13 protein-coding genes are annotated in these 15,752 nt (G+C 47.5%); 2 read left to right on the top strand and 11 right to left on the bottom strand.

Features of this window, described 5'->3' with window-relative positions; translation table 11 throughout:
• Window positions 1-6: 6 nt before the first annotated feature.
• From A7981_RS02405 to A7981_RS02370, 8 genes are all read right to left on the bottom strand, one after another.
• Window positions 7-426, bottom strand: a complete 420-nt coding sequence (locus tag A7981_RS02405) for a phosphate-starvation-inducible PsiE family protein (RefSeq protein ID WP_067263507.1) — start codon at window positions 424-426, stop codon at window positions 7-9.
• Window positions 427-561: 135 nt separating this feature from the next.
• A complete protein-coding gene (gene fba / locus A7981_RS02400; protein ID WP_067263504.1) occupies window positions 562-1,605 on the bottom strand; it encodes a class II fructose-bisphosphate aldolase in 1,044 nt (347 codons plus the stop codon).
• A 9-nt stretch (window positions 1,606-1,614) separates the two neighbouring features.
• Complete coding sequence (pyk, locus tag A7981_RS02395; protein ID WP_067263501.1) at window positions 1,615-3,051, bottom strand: pyruvate kinase; 1,437 nt, start codon at window positions 3,049-3,051, stop codon at window positions 1,615-1,617.
• Window positions 3,052-3,175: 124 nt separating this feature from the next.
• Window positions 3,176-4,384 carry a phosphoglycerate kinase gene (locus tag A7981_RS02390; protein ID WP_067263498.1) on the bottom strand — a complete coding sequence of 403 codons (1,209 nt, stop codon included), beginning with the start codon at window positions 4,382-4,384 and terminating at the stop codon, window positions 3,176-3,178.
• Window positions 4,385-4,458: 74 nt separating this feature from the next.
• Window positions 4,459-5,457, bottom strand: a complete 999-nt coding sequence (gene gap, locus A7981_RS02385) for a type I glyceraldehyde-3-phosphate dehydrogenase (protein WP_067266390.1) — start codon at window positions 5,455-5,457, stop codon at window positions 4,459-4,461.
• Window positions 5,458-5,529: 72 nt separating this feature from the next.
• The gene (gene tkt, locus A7981_RS02380) at window positions 5,530-7,518 is read right to left on the bottom strand and encodes a transketolase (RefSeq protein ID WP_067263495.1); all 1,989 of its coding nucleotides are present in this window, start codon (window positions 7,516-7,518) and stop codon (window positions 5,530-5,532) included.
• Window positions 7,519-7,925: 407 nt separating this feature from the next.
• Window positions 7,926-8,921 (bottom strand): GGDEF domain-containing protein, encoded by a 996-nt coding sequence (locus A7981_RS02375; RefSeq protein WP_067263492.1) that lies wholly within the window; start codon window positions 8,919-8,921, stop codon window positions 7,926-7,928.
• A gap of 138 nt (window positions 8,922-9,059) precedes the next feature.
• Window positions 9,060-9,617: a thioredoxin family protein gene (locus A7981_RS02370; protein WP_067263490.1), complete on the bottom strand. Its 558-nt coding sequence runs from the start codon at window positions 9,615-9,617 to the stop codon at window positions 9,060-9,062.
• A gap of 188 nt (window positions 9,618-9,805) precedes the next feature.
• On the opposite strand from A7981_RS02370, the gene A7981_RS02365 reads away from it, so the two are divergent.
• Together A7981_RS02365 and argA are read left to right on the top strand one after the other, a co-directional pair.
• Window positions 9,806-10,540, top strand: a complete 735-nt coding sequence (locus A7981_RS02365) for a 16S rRNA (uracil(1498)-N(3))-methyltransferase (RefSeq protein ID WP_067263488.1) — start codon at window positions 9,806-9,808, stop codon at window positions 10,538-10,540.
• Window positions 10,541-10,614: 74 nt separating this feature from the next.
• Entirely contained in the window at window positions 10,615-12,180 is a 1,566-nt protein-coding gene (argA, locus tag A7981_RS02360) for an amino-acid N-acetyltransferase (RefSeq protein ID WP_067263485.1), read from the top strand.
• On the opposite strand, the gene A7981_RS02355 is transcribed toward argA, so the two are convergent.
• The 3 genes from A7981_RS02355 to A7981_RS02345 are packed head-to-tail and all read right to left on the bottom strand — an operon-like array spanning window position 12,177 to window position 15,752.
• Window positions 12,177-12,680 (bottom strand): spore coat protein U domain-containing protein, encoded by a 504-nt coding sequence (locus A7981_RS02355; RefSeq protein ID WP_067263482.1) that lies wholly within the window; start codon window positions 12,678-12,680, stop codon window positions 12,177-12,179. The two genes, argA and A7981_RS02355, sit on opposite strands and share 4 nt — an antisense overlap.
• Complete coding sequence (locus A7981_RS02350) at window positions 12,677-15,040, bottom strand: fimbria/pilus outer membrane usher protein (RefSeq protein ID WP_131800926.1); 2,364 nt, start codon at window positions 15,038-15,040, stop codon at window positions 12,677-12,679. The genes A7981_RS02355 and A7981_RS02350 overlap by 4 nt, the downstream gene beginning before the upstream one ends.
• Entirely contained in the window at window positions 15,012-15,752 is a 741-nt protein-coding gene (locus tag A7981_RS02345; protein WP_067263479.1) for a molecular chaperone, read from the bottom strand. Before A7981_RS02345 ends, A7981_RS02350 begins: the two co-directional genes overlap by 29 nt.

Raw genomic sequence — 15,752 nt, 5'->3', positions numbered from 1 at the left:
AAATCACTATTTAGAATGATGGTCATGCTCATGCGCATCTGAGTATGGGAATTTCACATGTCCATATCGCACGATCAGGATCGCAATCGCGATCAGTAAAATAGAAGCTGAAACCGCAAATATCCGCCAAGCTTCAAGCTCTTTGATATCAAGCACCAGATATCGCGCCAACGCGATGATGCCGATATAAAGCGGGTACCTGACAGGTAGATTACCTGACCCAAGATAATGGTTCAGCATCGTCAGTATCTCAAGATACAAGAACAGTAATAGCAGATCAGCGACCGTCACTGCACTCGCCACCCATATATGCACAACCGCTTGGCCAGTAGCAACAATGGTTGCCAGCGTAATAAAGACGAGCATTGCCTGCTCTACGAAGCCGATGCCGGATTGTCCTAATTTGCTGAATTTATTCGGTTGCATAAGGTGCGCTCATTAAGCTGTTATTTTTATATTATACCTGAGGTCTATGAGTGGGATATTGTTGTCAGAATCACTTCTTCCGGAGAAAGACATAGCAAATGCTGCTTTGCCAAAAGGACATAACTGGAGAGCAGCTTATTTATATCGATCAGCCATCTTTTGAAGCGAAATAGGAATTATTTTAGCGGCATTACCTGCGGAGCCGAAGGCTTCAAAACGCTCTCGGCATAAAGCCTGCATGGCATTAGTTGCATCCAGTAATATCTTTCGTGGGTCGAACTCTTTTTTATTTTCATCATGCGCAAGAAAGCTACGCACTGCGCCAGTAAATGCCATGCGTAGATCAGTATCGATATTCACTTTACGCACACCATGTTGAATCCCTTTGACGATCTCTTCCACCGGCACACCATAGGTCTCAGGAATCTCCCCACCGTATTGATTGATGATCTTCAACCATTCTTGCGGCACTGAAGATGAACCGTGCATGACCAAATGCGTGTTCGGTAAACGACTGTGTATCAATTTAATGCGGTCTACCGACAATATCTCGCCCGTAGGTGGGCGTGTGAATTTATAAGCCCCATGTGACGTGCCGATCGCTATCGCTAAGGCATCTACCTTGGTCCTGTTGACGAAATCCACGGCTTCATCAGGGTCGGTTAGCAGTTGCGAATGATCCAAATGCCCTTCGGCACCAACGCCATCCTCTTCACCTGCCAAGCCGGACTCCAAAGAACCAAGCACGCCTAGCTCGCCTTCAACAGAAACACCAACCACATGGGCCGCCTTGGCGACTTGCTGAGTCACACTCACGTTATATTCGTAGCTGGAAGGTGTCTTGGCATCGTCCAACAATGAACCATCCATCATCACGCTGGTGAATCCTGAATCGATAGATTGCTGGCATACCGCAAATGAAGCGCCATGATCTTGATGCAGCACAATGGGAATATGTGGATAGGTTTTTACAGCAGCATCAATCAGACTGCGGAGAAATTCCGCACCTGCATATTTTCTGGCACCTGCCGAGGCCTGCATAATCACAGGGCTGTTACATGCATCAGCCGCCTGCATAACGGCCTGCACCTGTTCCATATTATTGACATTGAACGCGGGAACGCCATAGGCGTGCTCAGCGGCATGATCCAATAATTGTCGCAGGGTAATCAATGCCATCTGAACTCCTTAATTTTCCCTATGCTCGCCGACTTTAACGATCTTCATGGTGTTGGTACTACCCGCTTTACCAATCGGCTCACCGATGGTCAGCAAGATCAAATCATTACTCTCAACGGCACCACGACTCAACAACACTTCTTCAGCATCGTGCAATATTTTGTCTCGATCTTTGGTATCCATTTCCATACGATACGGGTAAACACCACGATACAAAGTGAGTTTTCGAAGCGTACTTTGCTCAGGGGTCAGCGCATAAATAGGCACACTGGTACTTGAGCGGGATAGCCATAGAACCGAGGCGCCCGATTGGGTGATGGCCGCAATTGCTTTTACCTTGAGATGCTTGGCTGTATATACGGTTGCCATGGCGATTGATTCATCGATTGCTTTAAAAGCCTGATTCACCTGAGGCTTCAGGCTATCTTCGTAATATTCTTTTTCGGCTTCCATACATACCCGATGCATGGCCGCTACCGCCTCTATCGGGTACTGCCCTGCTGCGGTTTCGGCTGAGAGCATGACGGCATCGGTGCCATCCAGCACCGCATTCGCTACATCAGAGACCTCAGCCCGAGTCGGGATAGGGTTAGCAATCATCGACTCCATCATCTGTGTAGCTGTAATTACCACTTTATTTTGCGCACGAGCCATCCGGATCATGCGTTTTTGCAAACCGGGGACAACAGCATCACCTACCTCAACACCCAAATCACCCCGTGCAACCATGATCACATCAGATGCTGTAATGATCTCCTCCAGCGCATCAATGGCCTCTGCGCGTTCGATCTTGGCAACGATGCTGGCATGCCCGCCAGCGGCTCTCACCAAGTCACGCGCTAGGTTCACATCGGCACCACTACGCGGGAATGAGATAGCAACATAGTCCGCTTTTAATTCAGCAGCTGTCTTGATATCGGCTTTGTCTTTATCAGTTAATGCTTCCGCCGCAAGCCCCCCACCCATGCGGTTGATGCCCTTATTATTCGACAATATACCGCCCACTTTGATGGTGCACCGTATCTCCTCGCCTTCCACAGCATCGACGAACATGACGATACGACCATCATCAAGCAGCAATACCGCACCCGGATCTACTTCCGATGGCAATGTCTTATAATCCAGCCCCACTCGCTCCTGATTACCCAAAGGGCATTGAGCATCCAAGATAAATTTATCGCCGACTTTAAGGAGGATGCGCCCATCAACGAATTTACCTATTCTGATTTTAGGCCCCTGTAGGTCACACAAGATACCAACAGGTCGCTGTTTTTCTGTAGCGATCTCTCTGACCAGCATGGCACGGTCGATATGATCTTGCGCCGTACCATGTGAGAAATTAAGTCGGACGACATCTACGCCTGCATCAAAAAGTGATTCCAATACTTCACGACTATTTGACGAAGGACCCAGCGTTGCGACGATCTTTGTTTTGCGGAGATTCAATGGCTCACCTCATTGTTTTGCTACACATTGAATATATATGACCGCTTTAATAGTATGCCTGTTCACCGAAAACAAAAAGGGGGCTGTTTGCCCCCTTTATTGATTTAGCCAAAACTTGAGCCAATTATGCTGAAAAACGTTGCTCCAGGATCTCAACCGCTGGCAATTTTTTACCTTCAAGAAACTCAAGGAAAGCACCACCACCGGTCGACACATATGAGATACGTTCTGCGATACCATATTTGTAGATCGCTGCCAATGTATCGCCACCCCCCGCGATAGAGAATGCCGGGCTTTCGGCGATTGCCATCCCCAGCGCCTTAGTGCCTTGACCGAACTGATCGAACTCGAATACGCCAACAGGGCCATTCCATACAATAGTGCCAGCTTTTTTAAGATACTCGGCATAGATAGCTGCAGTCTTTGGACCGATATCAAAAATCATATCGTCATCTTCAACTGCATCGACATCTTTGGTAATCGCCGTTTCATTCTGGTCGAACTTCTTACCCACTACTACATCGACGGGAATAGGGATATCACGTCCTTCAGACTTTGCAGTGTCGATGAGCTTTTTCGCCACATCAACAAGATCTGCCTCAAATAATGATTTACCGACATTGTGTCCGGCAGCTTTAATGAATGTATTCGCGATACCACCGCCAACAATCAATTGATCGACGATATGCGATAGCGATTCCATCACAGTAAGCTTGGTCGAGACTTTAGAGCCACCGACAATAGCGACCATCGGGTGCGCAGGTTGATCCAGCGCTTTTCCAAGCGCATCCAGCTCACTCACTAGCAAAGGGCCAGCGCATGCGACCGGCGCGAATTTAGCCACGCCATGCGTAGAAGCTTGTGCACGATGGGCACTACCAAAAGCATCCATTACATAGATGTCACACAGCTCAGCCATTTGGCGTGAAAGCGCTTCATCGTTACTACATTCACCCACATTAAAGCGAACGTTCTCAAGCATGGCGATCTCACCATTCTTCATACCAGCCAAAGCAGCTTTGTCTTTGCCTAACCAATCCCGGTAGAACGCAACATCCACACCTACTAGCTTTTGCAAATAGGCAGCGATCTGCGCCAAGCTATCTTCCCCAGCAGGACGACAATCCAATGAACCCTCTTTAGGGCGCCCAAGATGGGACATCAACATGACTTTCGCACCTGCGGCAACCGCATGCTGTATGGTTGGCAGAGTGGCACGAATACGCGCATCGTCAGCGATGCTGCCATCAGCCTCGATTGGTACATTGAAGTCTTCGCGTATAAGAACGCGTTTGCCCTTCAAGTCCAGATCGGTCATTTTTATTACGGACATGTTTTCCCTTTATTTTTTATCGCACCGGACAAATACATCCGATACCTCTCACCTTGACCAGCTTAGCTTGCCATTTAGGCGATATGCTGCACCAAGCGCATCAGATTGCATGTATAGCCGTATTCATTGTCGTACCAAGCCACGACCTTCACAAAAGTCGGGTCAAGCTGTATGCCTGCATCCGCATCGAAGACAGATGGACATGTCTCACCGCGGAAGTCAGTAGAAACCACTTTCTCGTTAGTAAAGCCTAGCACACCTTTTAATGGGCCGCTTTCTGAAGCGGCCTTCATCGCATCGACGATCTGCGCATAAGTCGCTTCTTTATTCAGCTCACAGGTCAGGTCAACCACTGAGACGTCAGATGTCGGTACTCGGAACGCCATACCCGTCAATTTCTTATTCAATTCAGGGATTACCTTACCGACAGCTTTAGCAGCGCCAGTAGATGAAGGGATGATATTTTCCAGAATACCGCGACCGCCGCGCCAATCCTTGTTAGATGGTCCATCAACTGTCTTTTGCGTTGCTGTGGCAGCATGTACGGTGGTCATCAAACCGCGCTTAATACCAAAGGTATCGTTTAATACTTTAGCAACAGGTGCCAATGCATTGGTCGTACAAGAGGCGGCAGAAACGATCGCTTCACCTTTGTAGCTATCGTGGTTCACCCCATAAACGAACATCGGCGTGTCATCTTTGGATGGTGCAGATTGAACGACTTTTTTGGCACCAGCATCAATATGCTTCTGGCAAGTCTCTTCAGTGAGAAAGAAACCCGTCGCTTCGATCACGACCTCGACGCCCACTTCACGCCATTTCAGGTTAGCAGGGTCTTTCTCAGCAGTCAGGCGAATCGTCTTGCCGTTCACAACCAGATGGTTATCGCTGACAGAAACATCACCATCAAAGCGCCCATGCACAGAGTCATGCTTTAGCAGATACGCCAGATACTCAGGCTCTAATAGGTCATTGATCGCGACAACTTCAATATCCTTAAAGTCTTTGATCGCTGCACGGAATGCCATACGCCCGATACGTCCAAAACCATTAATGCCAACTTTGATCGTCATTTCCAACCCTTCCATAAACAAAAAGGGAGCCGCATACAGAGAGGCCCCCTTTTTAGTCTTACTACCTATATTTTACAGTACTGACTTAACAGTTTTCACAACATTTTCAACTGTAAAACCGAAGTGCTTCAACAATACGCCACCCGGTGCAGATTCACCGAATGTGTCGATACCAACAACAGCACCTTCCAGACCTACATACTTACGCCAGAAGTCCGGGTGAGCAGCTTCAACCGCTACACGAACAACACCTGGGGTCAGAACGCTGTCTTTGTATGCTGGATCTTGGCGGTCGAATACGTTAGTAGATGGCATAGAAACCACACGTACTTTAGTACCAGCAGCAGTCAACTCAGCAGCCGCTTTAACAGCTAGATCCAACTCTGAGCCGTTAGCGATAATGATCACATCAGCTTTGCCGGACGCATCAGACAATACATAGCCACCCTTACGGATCGCTTCGAAGTCTTTAGCATCGTGCTTGATACCTGGCAAGTTCTGACGTGAAAGCACCAAGCTAGTTGGGCCGTCTGAACGCTCAACTGCAGCAACCCAAGCTACTGTAGTCTCAGTTGCATCAGCAGGACGCCATACATCCATACGTGGGATGTAACGCAGACCAGAAGTGTTTTCCACTGGTTGGTGAGTTGGGCCATCTTCGCCTTGACCGATAGAGTCATGAGTTAGCACGTAGATCACACGTTGATGCATCAACGCAGACATACGCATACCGTTCTTCATGTAGTCAGAGAACATATGGAATGTACCACCGAATGGCAACAAGCCACCGTGCAATGCAATACCGTTCATGATCGCTGCCATACCGAATTCACGTACACCGTAAGAGATGTAGTTACCTGGCTCTTTAGCACTTACATGCTTAAAGCTAGAAGCGGCTGTCAGGTTTGAACCTGTCAAGTCAGCAGAACCACCTAGGAACTCTGGCAGTAATGGAGCTAATGCAGTAATCGCGTTTTGTGATGCTTTACGTGAAGCAACACCTTCTGCTTTTTCGTTGATAGCAGCGATGATCTTGTCTGTTTCAGCCTTCCAGTTAGTTGGCAGTTCGTTGTTCATACGACGTTTGAACTCTGCTGCCTCTGCTGGGAATGCCTTAGCGTATGCATCAAATTTAGCGTTCCAGTCAGATTCGCGTTTTGCGCCTTTATCTTTTTGGTTCCAGCCATCGTATACGTCTTGTGGAATGACGAATGGCTCATGCGGCCAGCCGATTTCAGCACGGGTTGCTGCAACTTCAGCATCACCTAATGCAGAACCGTGACAATCATGTGAACCGGATTTGTTTGGAGAACCTTTACCAATGATCGTTTTGCAGCAGATCAATGATGGTTTGTCTGTGACTTTTTTCGCTGCATCGATTGCGGCTTGGATAGCTGCAGAATCGTGGCCATCAACAGAAACAACATGCCAGCCGTATGCTGTGAAGCGGCCTGCCGTGTCATCTGTGTACCAACCTTCAATATGACCATCGATAGAGATGCCGTTGTCATCCCAGAATGCAACCAGCTTGCCCAGACCCCATGTGCCAGCCAATGCGCAAGCCTCGTGGGAAACGCCTTCCATCATACAGCCGTCACCTAGGAACACATAAGTATAGTGGTCAACAATCTCGTGGCCTGGCTTGTTGAATTGGTCAGCAAGCAATTTCTCAGCCATTGCGAAACCAACGCCGTTAGCAATACCTTGACCTAGTGGACCAGTAGTGGTCTCAATGCCTTCTGCGTAGCCATATTCTGGGTGACCAGCACATTGTGAATGCAATTGACGGAATGTCTTGATCTGCTCGATTGGCAGGTTGTAGCCTGTCAGATGCAGCAATGAGTAAATCAACATAGAGCCATGACCGTTAGACAATACAAAACGGTCACGATTTGCCCATTTAGAGTTGTTTGGGTTGTGGCTCAGGTTGTGGTTCCACAATACTTCTGCAATTTCTGCCATGCCCATCGGAGCGCCAGGGTGACCAGAATTGGCCTTCTGAACTGCATCCATTGATAGTGCACGAATGGCATTTGCTAAATCTACACGGGTTGCTGCCATACATATCTCCCAAGGGGTTTAAAGAGAAAAGGTGCTCTGCCGACCCAATGATCAGTCAGCCACCTAAGCTCAAATTCTTTCACAAGATGAATTAAATCGAAATTCCTGATACTGGCAGGATGTTACTACTGGTTTTCGATATTTTTTTAAAGGCGTTTAAAAAACGTGATTATTGCTTATTTAAGCACTTTGAGCAAGACCGAAATCGGCGCAAACCGCCTGTTTCCGCTCATTAAAATGGTCAAGCCATTCATTTTATCAGGGTTATTTTATATTGCGCATATCAGCGGGATTTAAAACCATGCGGCTGACGGGTCTATTACCTGACATACTCACTAAAAAGGTACAAAAAATAGCCCCGCAGAACGGGGCTATTTTACGACCATTCATTTTAACCACTCGGTTTTTTAGAAAAGCTCGATATCGCTTTCTATCTTGCTTTCTTGCAATTCACCACTCTCGATCAACGTCTCATAACGATACACGCTATTACGGCCATGATTTTTAGCATAATAGAGCGCCAAATCTGCCCGATCGATTAATTGAGTCGATACATCAAACCCTGAAATATCGGTGAACCCGGTACTGATGGTGACGCGACCAACTTGCGGGAAGGAAAAAGCCCCTACTTTTTCCCTGAAGCGATCAAGCACCATCTGCATTTCAGCCGCATTCAAGCACTCAAATACGCCCACGAATTCTTCTCCGCCAAAACGGAAAAGCAGGTCTTTATCACGCAAACCCTGTGTCATTAATTGTGAGAATAGCAATAGCACTTCATCACCAATCAAATGACCATATTGATCATTCACATGCTTGAAATGGTCGATATCAAAGATCGCCAGGAAATATTGACGCGAGGACTGGTCATCCTTGCGCTTGCTTGAATTCTGTATTTGCGTAATAACCTTGCCGATTTTGCGTTCAAAGGTCTTGCGGTTCAGCAAGCCTGTGAGCGTGTCGCGCTCATTGTCGTTGATAAGGCCGATAAAATTCTGGTAGATCTGCAGCAGCATTTCAGTGACTTCATGAAAATGCTTTTCGTGCTGGGTAGATTCGATCGCGACAACGGCCAAAGGCTGGCTTTTTGCGCACATCAGCGGATAAAGCTCGACAGGCAAGGCACCATCGCCCTTATAGCTAACGCATTTGGCTGTTCTGGCGCACTCTTCCAAGGCCTGCAACAAGGAGTCGGGGATCATGCCATCATAGGCTTCATCGCCAATAGCCGTTGCGGAGAAGATGTGTTTATCTATATTCACTGCCCGATAGATCACGACAGCGCCCGGCGCGACGAGATCAAACAATGTTTGCGCTAGGGAAATTTCTAAAGAATTTGTATCCCGCTCACCCGTAAGTGAGATCAGCTTTCCTAATACATCTTTGATGCTGGGTGATTGCAAAATTTAAGATTCACTCTAGTTTAAAAATATTAATACGGCTAAAAACACAGAACCTTTATTCTGCGCGCCCTCACAAAGCAAATCATTGCTCAATTAACGCGACTAAATCCATTCAAATCAACGCAAAATTCATGCCACTTAAGTTTCGCTTTTCCATTTAATCGAGCAGCCCATACTCGCAATCTGCTCAACAGGACCAACGCCCGTCTGCGCAATTGCGCGCATGGCATAAAACAAATCCCGGCTACTGTCATTAGCCGTTTCTTTTCTTGAGGCATCGAAACGCCCCCGGTATTGCAACTCAAGACTGGCATTAAATCCAAAAAAATCAGGCGTACACACTGCATCATAAGCTTTTGCAATCAGTTGTGCATCGTCAAGTACGTAGGGAAATGAAAAATCAAATGTATTGGAGATTACCTTCATATTCTCAAACGAATCTTCAGGGTAATCATTGACATCGTTGGACATGATGGCAACCGCATTCACACCTAATGCTTTTAACTCACGCACATCATCCACCAGCCGTTGCATGATAGCTTTCACGTAAGGACAATGATTACAGATAAACATGACCAGGGTACCATTAGGGCCACGCACATCGGCGAGCGTCCACATTCGGCCATCCACACCGGGGAGTTTAAAATCAGGGGCTTTCCAACCAAAATCACAAACAGGCGGCTGAAGACTTACCATTGCAATATCACCACAAAATCCTTAAATTGCTCACTTTAAGATGCGCTTGAGGCATGATGAATCAATGCACTTGAATCAAAATAACCCTAATCAAAATGCATCTTGATCAAAGCCTATCAATCAAAACCGGAATAACCATAATTATTCTATCACTATTATTTACTTCCATGATTACACGGGATTATTAGATGGCATCTCCACGTTTCTACTGCCCCACTAAGCTTGCCCTCGGCGCGGTCATCAAGCTCCCCAACAACTCAGCGATTCATGCGTCCAGAGCCTTACGTATGCAAGTGGGCAATAGCGCGACACTTTTTAATGGCGACGGCATCAATTACCTTGCGGAACTGGTATTCATCAACAAAAACGATGTCAGTGTAAAAATAAAATCGAGTCAAACCGCTGAGAATGAGTCGCCCATCAAGGTCACATTACTTCAGGGTATATCGTCAGGCGACCGCATGGATTTCACGATACAGAAAGCCGTTGAACTGGGCATTACCGCCATCCAACCGATCGCCACGCAACGCAGCGTAGTAAAACTAAGCGGCGAACGCGCGGAGAAACGTCGTGAACATTGGCAAAATATCGCCATATCTGCCAGCGAACAGTCAGGACGGGCATTTATTCCCACCGTGGAGGCGCCAATATCGCTGCCAAACTGGCTGAGCCGTGCACCGAATTTTGGCACCCGCATCACACTTGCACCGAATACAACCCAAACACTCAAAACGTTAAACACCCCAACGGGCGATATTTGCTTACTCATCGGCTGCGAGGGCGGGCTAACAGACGACGAGATTCAACTAGCCACATTACATGAGTTCATGCCGGTAAAACTGGGGCAACGCATCTTACGCACAGAAACTGCCGCTATGGCAGCGCTCGCCGCGATGCAAACGCTATGGGGTGATTTCAACTAGATTCTTTTAATTTTTGCGATTTTCGTATATTTATTTATAATAATGCAAAATACGCAGAAACTCTAAGGGTCATCATGTCTATCGGTCTATCGATACGTAAAAGAAGAAAAGCGCTCAACCTGACTTTGCAGGCACTAGCGAAAGTCGTAGGCGCAGATAGCGGCAATCTCTCTCGCATAGAGCGCGGCACGCAAGGTGTATCAGAGCAGATGTTGCGCAAACTCTGTGCGGCACTTGATTGCACGCCAGCCTACCTATACGCACAGACGGATTCACCAGCCTCAGCTACCGCATTATCTAATACACAATCGAGCATACAGCCGCAGGATTTCGTGCGATGGTTCCGCTCGGCAACTCCGTATATACATGCCTTCGGTGGCCGTACATTCGTGATTGCCTTCGGCGGGGAAGTCGTTGATGACGGGCAGTTCGTTGCGCTATCTCACGATCTGAATCTGTTAGCCAGCCTAGAAGTAAGACTGGTACTTGTGCATGGTTCACGCCCGCAGATTGAATCGCGCCTAAAGCGCGCAAAGCTGCAAACAAGGATCGTGAACGGCCTGCGCGTGACGGATGACGAAGCCATGGAAGCGGTAAAAGAAGCCAATGGTGCTGTACGGGTAGAGATCGAATCCTTACTATCGATGGGTATCGTAAATTCGCCGATGGCAGGTTCAGATATACGCGTGGCTAGTGGGAATTTTGTTACCGCAAAACCATTAGGCGTGCTGGATGGTGTAGACCTGCAACATACCGGTGAGGTAAGAAAGATCGATGATATCGGCATCCAGAAAAGACTGGATGATGGCGAACTCGTCTTGCTCTCGCCACTTGGCTATTCACCCACTGGCGAGATATTTAATTTGACGCTGGAAGATGTCGCCGTCAATGCGGCCATTGCGTTAGATGCCGACAAACTGATCTTTTTGATGGATTCCAGCGGTGTACACAACGCCCGTGGCGAGCTATTACGCGAAATGACAGCCGATAAGGCCAAGAATCTATTGCGCCACACGCAGAATAATGGCGGCCAGAATATCAGTGAAGATGAACTATATTACCTGCCAGCGGCCATCAAGGCCTGCGATCAGGGGGTTGCACGTACGCACATGATCAGTCGCCATGTAGATGGTGCGATATTGCAGGAGCTATTCACCCATAGCGGCATCGGTACCATGATTACTGAAGCACCGCTCGAATCGATGCGTGAAGCTGAGATTGGTGATGTCGGTGGGATATTACAGCTCATCGAGCCTTTAGAGGCTGAAGGCGTCTTGGTAAGACGTGGGCGCGAGCGACTGGAAATGGAGATCAACCGGTTCTATGTGATGGAGCATGATGGTCGCATCATTGGCTGCGCGGCACTTTATCCATTCACCAAGGAAAAAACGGCAGAACTTGCCTGCATGGCAGTGCACCCTTCATTCAGGCGAGGCGGTCGTGGAGATCGTCTATTGCAATTCTGTGAAGAACAGGCAAAAGTAAAAGGGTTAAAGACGTTATTCGTCCTGACGACACGTACGGAACATTGGTTTATCGAACGCGGATTCATAGAGCGTGATGTCAGTGCTTTGCCTAATGAGAGGCAGGCACTTTACAACCTACAGCGCCGCTCAAAAGTCTTTATCAAGAAAGTCTAATAAACAATCAGGATATTAAGCGTATCGGTGTAAACACCCGCAGTCACAGACTGATGGGCAGGGATGCGTGCATAAATATCATACGGAATAGCCGTTACTCCCAATAGCCCTGCAATACTGTCGCCTCTTGTTGATGTCCCAGAGCTACCATTACCCCAAACGATATTGCGTGCGGGGTTGGTATATAAATTGTAGTTAAGATTATTGCCCGAGAATTTCATGGTCCTATTCGTATAATTGGCATTACCGGGGCTAAGCCCCATTTGTATTTGATAAGTCACTGGTGTTACTTGTACAAGAATCAGACACGATACGGTCACCGAGCCCACGCCGGTAATGTTGTCACCGGAATCTGAAGGGTCGTAGATAATCACAGGCCCTGTAGCGGTTACACTACAAATCGCAATTGCATGCGCTAGCGGCGCATAAGACGCCATCAGTATCGCAATGGCGGCAATAGCGCTCTTAGGATATCTGCACAGCCATAATGAAGATGTCATTTGCAGAAGACCTCTCCCAAGTAGGGTATCGGGTCTTGAGTTTCAGGGTAGTCGAGATCGAATTCGCAGACGTTATCCTGCCATTTACCTATAAAGTGATTCTTTTTATCCAGATACTTCAGGAAAAGAAACCCAAGATCAGCAACAGGAAAACCAGTAGCATCATCTTTTGCGCTCTTAAAAACTGCACCTGATGGTACGGGCAAACCATTTCTCTGACGAATGTGTAACGTTGCAGATTTCTCCTTTCGGATGGGAAAGCGCAAATAGCTGGCACTGCGATAATAAGGTACAGCCTCCATGACAACCGCATCCACCTGCACTTCAAAAGGGATATCGGTCGGGTCAATTGTGATGCGGTTGCGCTGATATGCACGCAGATTCGGAATGATCTGCATACCGTTCTTATCAGTCATGCCGATCAACTGATTCTCAGCAAATACTTTTACATTTGGGTATCCACCTACATCAACCATTGCAAATCCATTACCAATGCGCCTAGTCAATACCGCATGCCCACCTGCATACGCAACACCCCCACTTGCCGTCATACGATAAGCATCCATATCGTTACGGTGAGAGGCATCCACACTATAGGTACCGATATCATTTTGCACACTCACACCCGCCTCTTGCCGAGGATACGTACCATCGCTGACAAGCGCACGATACCCAACGCCATTGCCAGCGGGTAAAGCCCGCTGTACCTGCAAAGAGTTTTCCTGAAATTGACGGCTATAGGTGTTGAACATACTGCCACTGGTACGATTATCGAGCGCTTTGATGATATTGAACCCGACGGTATAGCCTTCCTGACTCTCGAGGTTCTTGAAAGCATTCACATTCAAGAACCAGTCACCAAAAATCGTGCGGCTATAATTGATACTCAATAGCCGGGCATTTTCCAACTCGCGGTTCTTCTGGTCGATATAATTCATGCTGACCGATCCAAAATTAGCTTGATGCCATGCCAGAAAAACCGTACTTAACCTTGCAGGGGCGGATATCCCTTCTGGCAAACCCAATTGCCTAAAGTCTTGACTAGCTATTTGAGTGCGTAAACCATAACTCCACCCCGCGCTCTGCCTTTCAAAGCCGACAGATTGAAGATGTCCCCCACCACGCTCGTTTCCGCTACTGTTACTGAAGGCCAATGTGCCATCCAGCACGCCAAGCTTAGGTAATAAAAGAACATTGCTGATACTCCCCGTTTGTTGTTTGGCTTTTACCTCTGCATGCCCCTCTACTGTGAGCTTCTCTGATACGCCATAACGATGGGTGCCGGATGCAAAAATATCCCGATAGTCATCACTCACGAATCCATAATTGAATCTCTCGAACCCACCTTCATAGGAATAATCGCTCAATCCTTTTTTTAGCAATGTACGACTGGCATAGTAGGGCTGGGAGATCAACTGCTCACGTCCGAACATATCTCGCACCACCAATCGTGCTTCACCGCTACCAGTCAACACAGGCAGGTTATTGATCGTAAAGGGACCGGGGGCAACCTCTTGGCTGAATGAACGCACATTATTGATATAGAGATCGACGGTCGATGGTAAAGCTGCGCTACCGCGTAATGAATATTGAGGAAACGCGACAAAATCAGGTTGGGTTGCAAAGTTGGTACTGTATTGAATGCCACCGAAACGAATAGGTCGGCCGATACTTCCGCCACTATTAATGCCATCACCAAGCCGCCAACTAGCCATCTCGTCGGGACGATCTACTGTCCAGTTGGTTTCTAATCGAATAAGTTCTTTTTGATTACTAAAGTCCCGGGCCAGTATATTCATTTGCCCGACACCATAATGATTAAAAATACCAAGTTCAAAACGTCCGTCATATTGAGACGCGCTATCGAATTTCTGCGCGAACAGATCATAGTTAAAGAATGCGCCATTTTCTTTAACGGCTACTGATTTTGTCAGCTTCCTACCCTCAATCTCAATCGGCACAAAAATATCCGGGGGTGCCGTGATGGCAATCTCGCTATTTTTTTCATTGATACTCACATCAACTTTAGGTAGCTGATTGATGGGCACAAAACGCTCACCATAATATTCAATCACATCGCTCTCAGGTGGCAATACCATGCGTGAGCGCTGCAGAAACGCCTCGGATGCCAACAAATAGCCACTGGATGTACGAAGGAACACTACTGTCTCCTGGTCGGCTTGCTCATTCACTTTGGCTTCATAGGCCAACTCTTGGAATAAGCTCTTGGTCATATGTAACTGCGGACGTGGCAAACCAGATTGGTCATAGTCTGCAACCTCTGTACCGTAACTAAAGTTACTGCACAAAGACATCAATACTAGAAAATAGCTAAGGTCGCTCCAGTACCAATTTCTCACGGAGCTCCCCACTATCCGTTTTTGCTACCAGATTTATTGTCGGGCCAGGGTCAGGGTCCTCTATATCTAACATCCATTCTCGGTGGTTGTCAGGCAGCACATAGGACATCTGTGATTGCCCTGTAATTATCTTGCCCTGTTCATTTTCGAGCTGAAATGAAGATACTTGGAGGTGCTGTTGTCCTTGGTTATTAAGTTTGATGCTTACTTTATGATCAGCTAGCTTTTTTGCAGTCCATACCACATCGTGTTCGGAAGCAATATTGGGCTTCACAAATATAGGTAGACTAAAACCGAGCAATACTCTCACCGTTTCATTTGTCGACTCTTCCGTTGCTCGGTCGGCAATCTCACGTAAAAATAACCGATATGTGATCTCTTTTTGCTCATCAGGCTTTCTGCGCACCACCGCACGAATCACCTGTTCACCATGAGGATCCACAGTAAAGACAGGCGGGCTTACCAGCACATCGCGAGATGGTTCAAGAACGTCCTCGCCATTTTGTTGCGTCCACTTGTAAACATCCATCTGTACCAAGGTCGCAGTTGTGCCGCGATTCTTGATAGTAAGCGTAGTCATGGATTGCAGCTTGGTGAATTCCAGCCGCAATGGCGTAATCTGAAGGGCACTTGCACCCACTGCGGCATCAGATACCAGCATAGCCAGCCCCACAACAGCGACAAAAGTCGCTGCCCACCACGATCTATGCAT

It is taken from the genome of Methylovorus sp. MM2, assembly GCF_001648895.1.
Taxonomy (GTDB): domain Bacteria; phylum Pseudomonadota; class Gammaproteobacteria; order Burkholderiales; family Methylophilaceae; genus MM1.
This window is presented reverse-complemented; position numbering and strand designations above follow the sequence as displayed.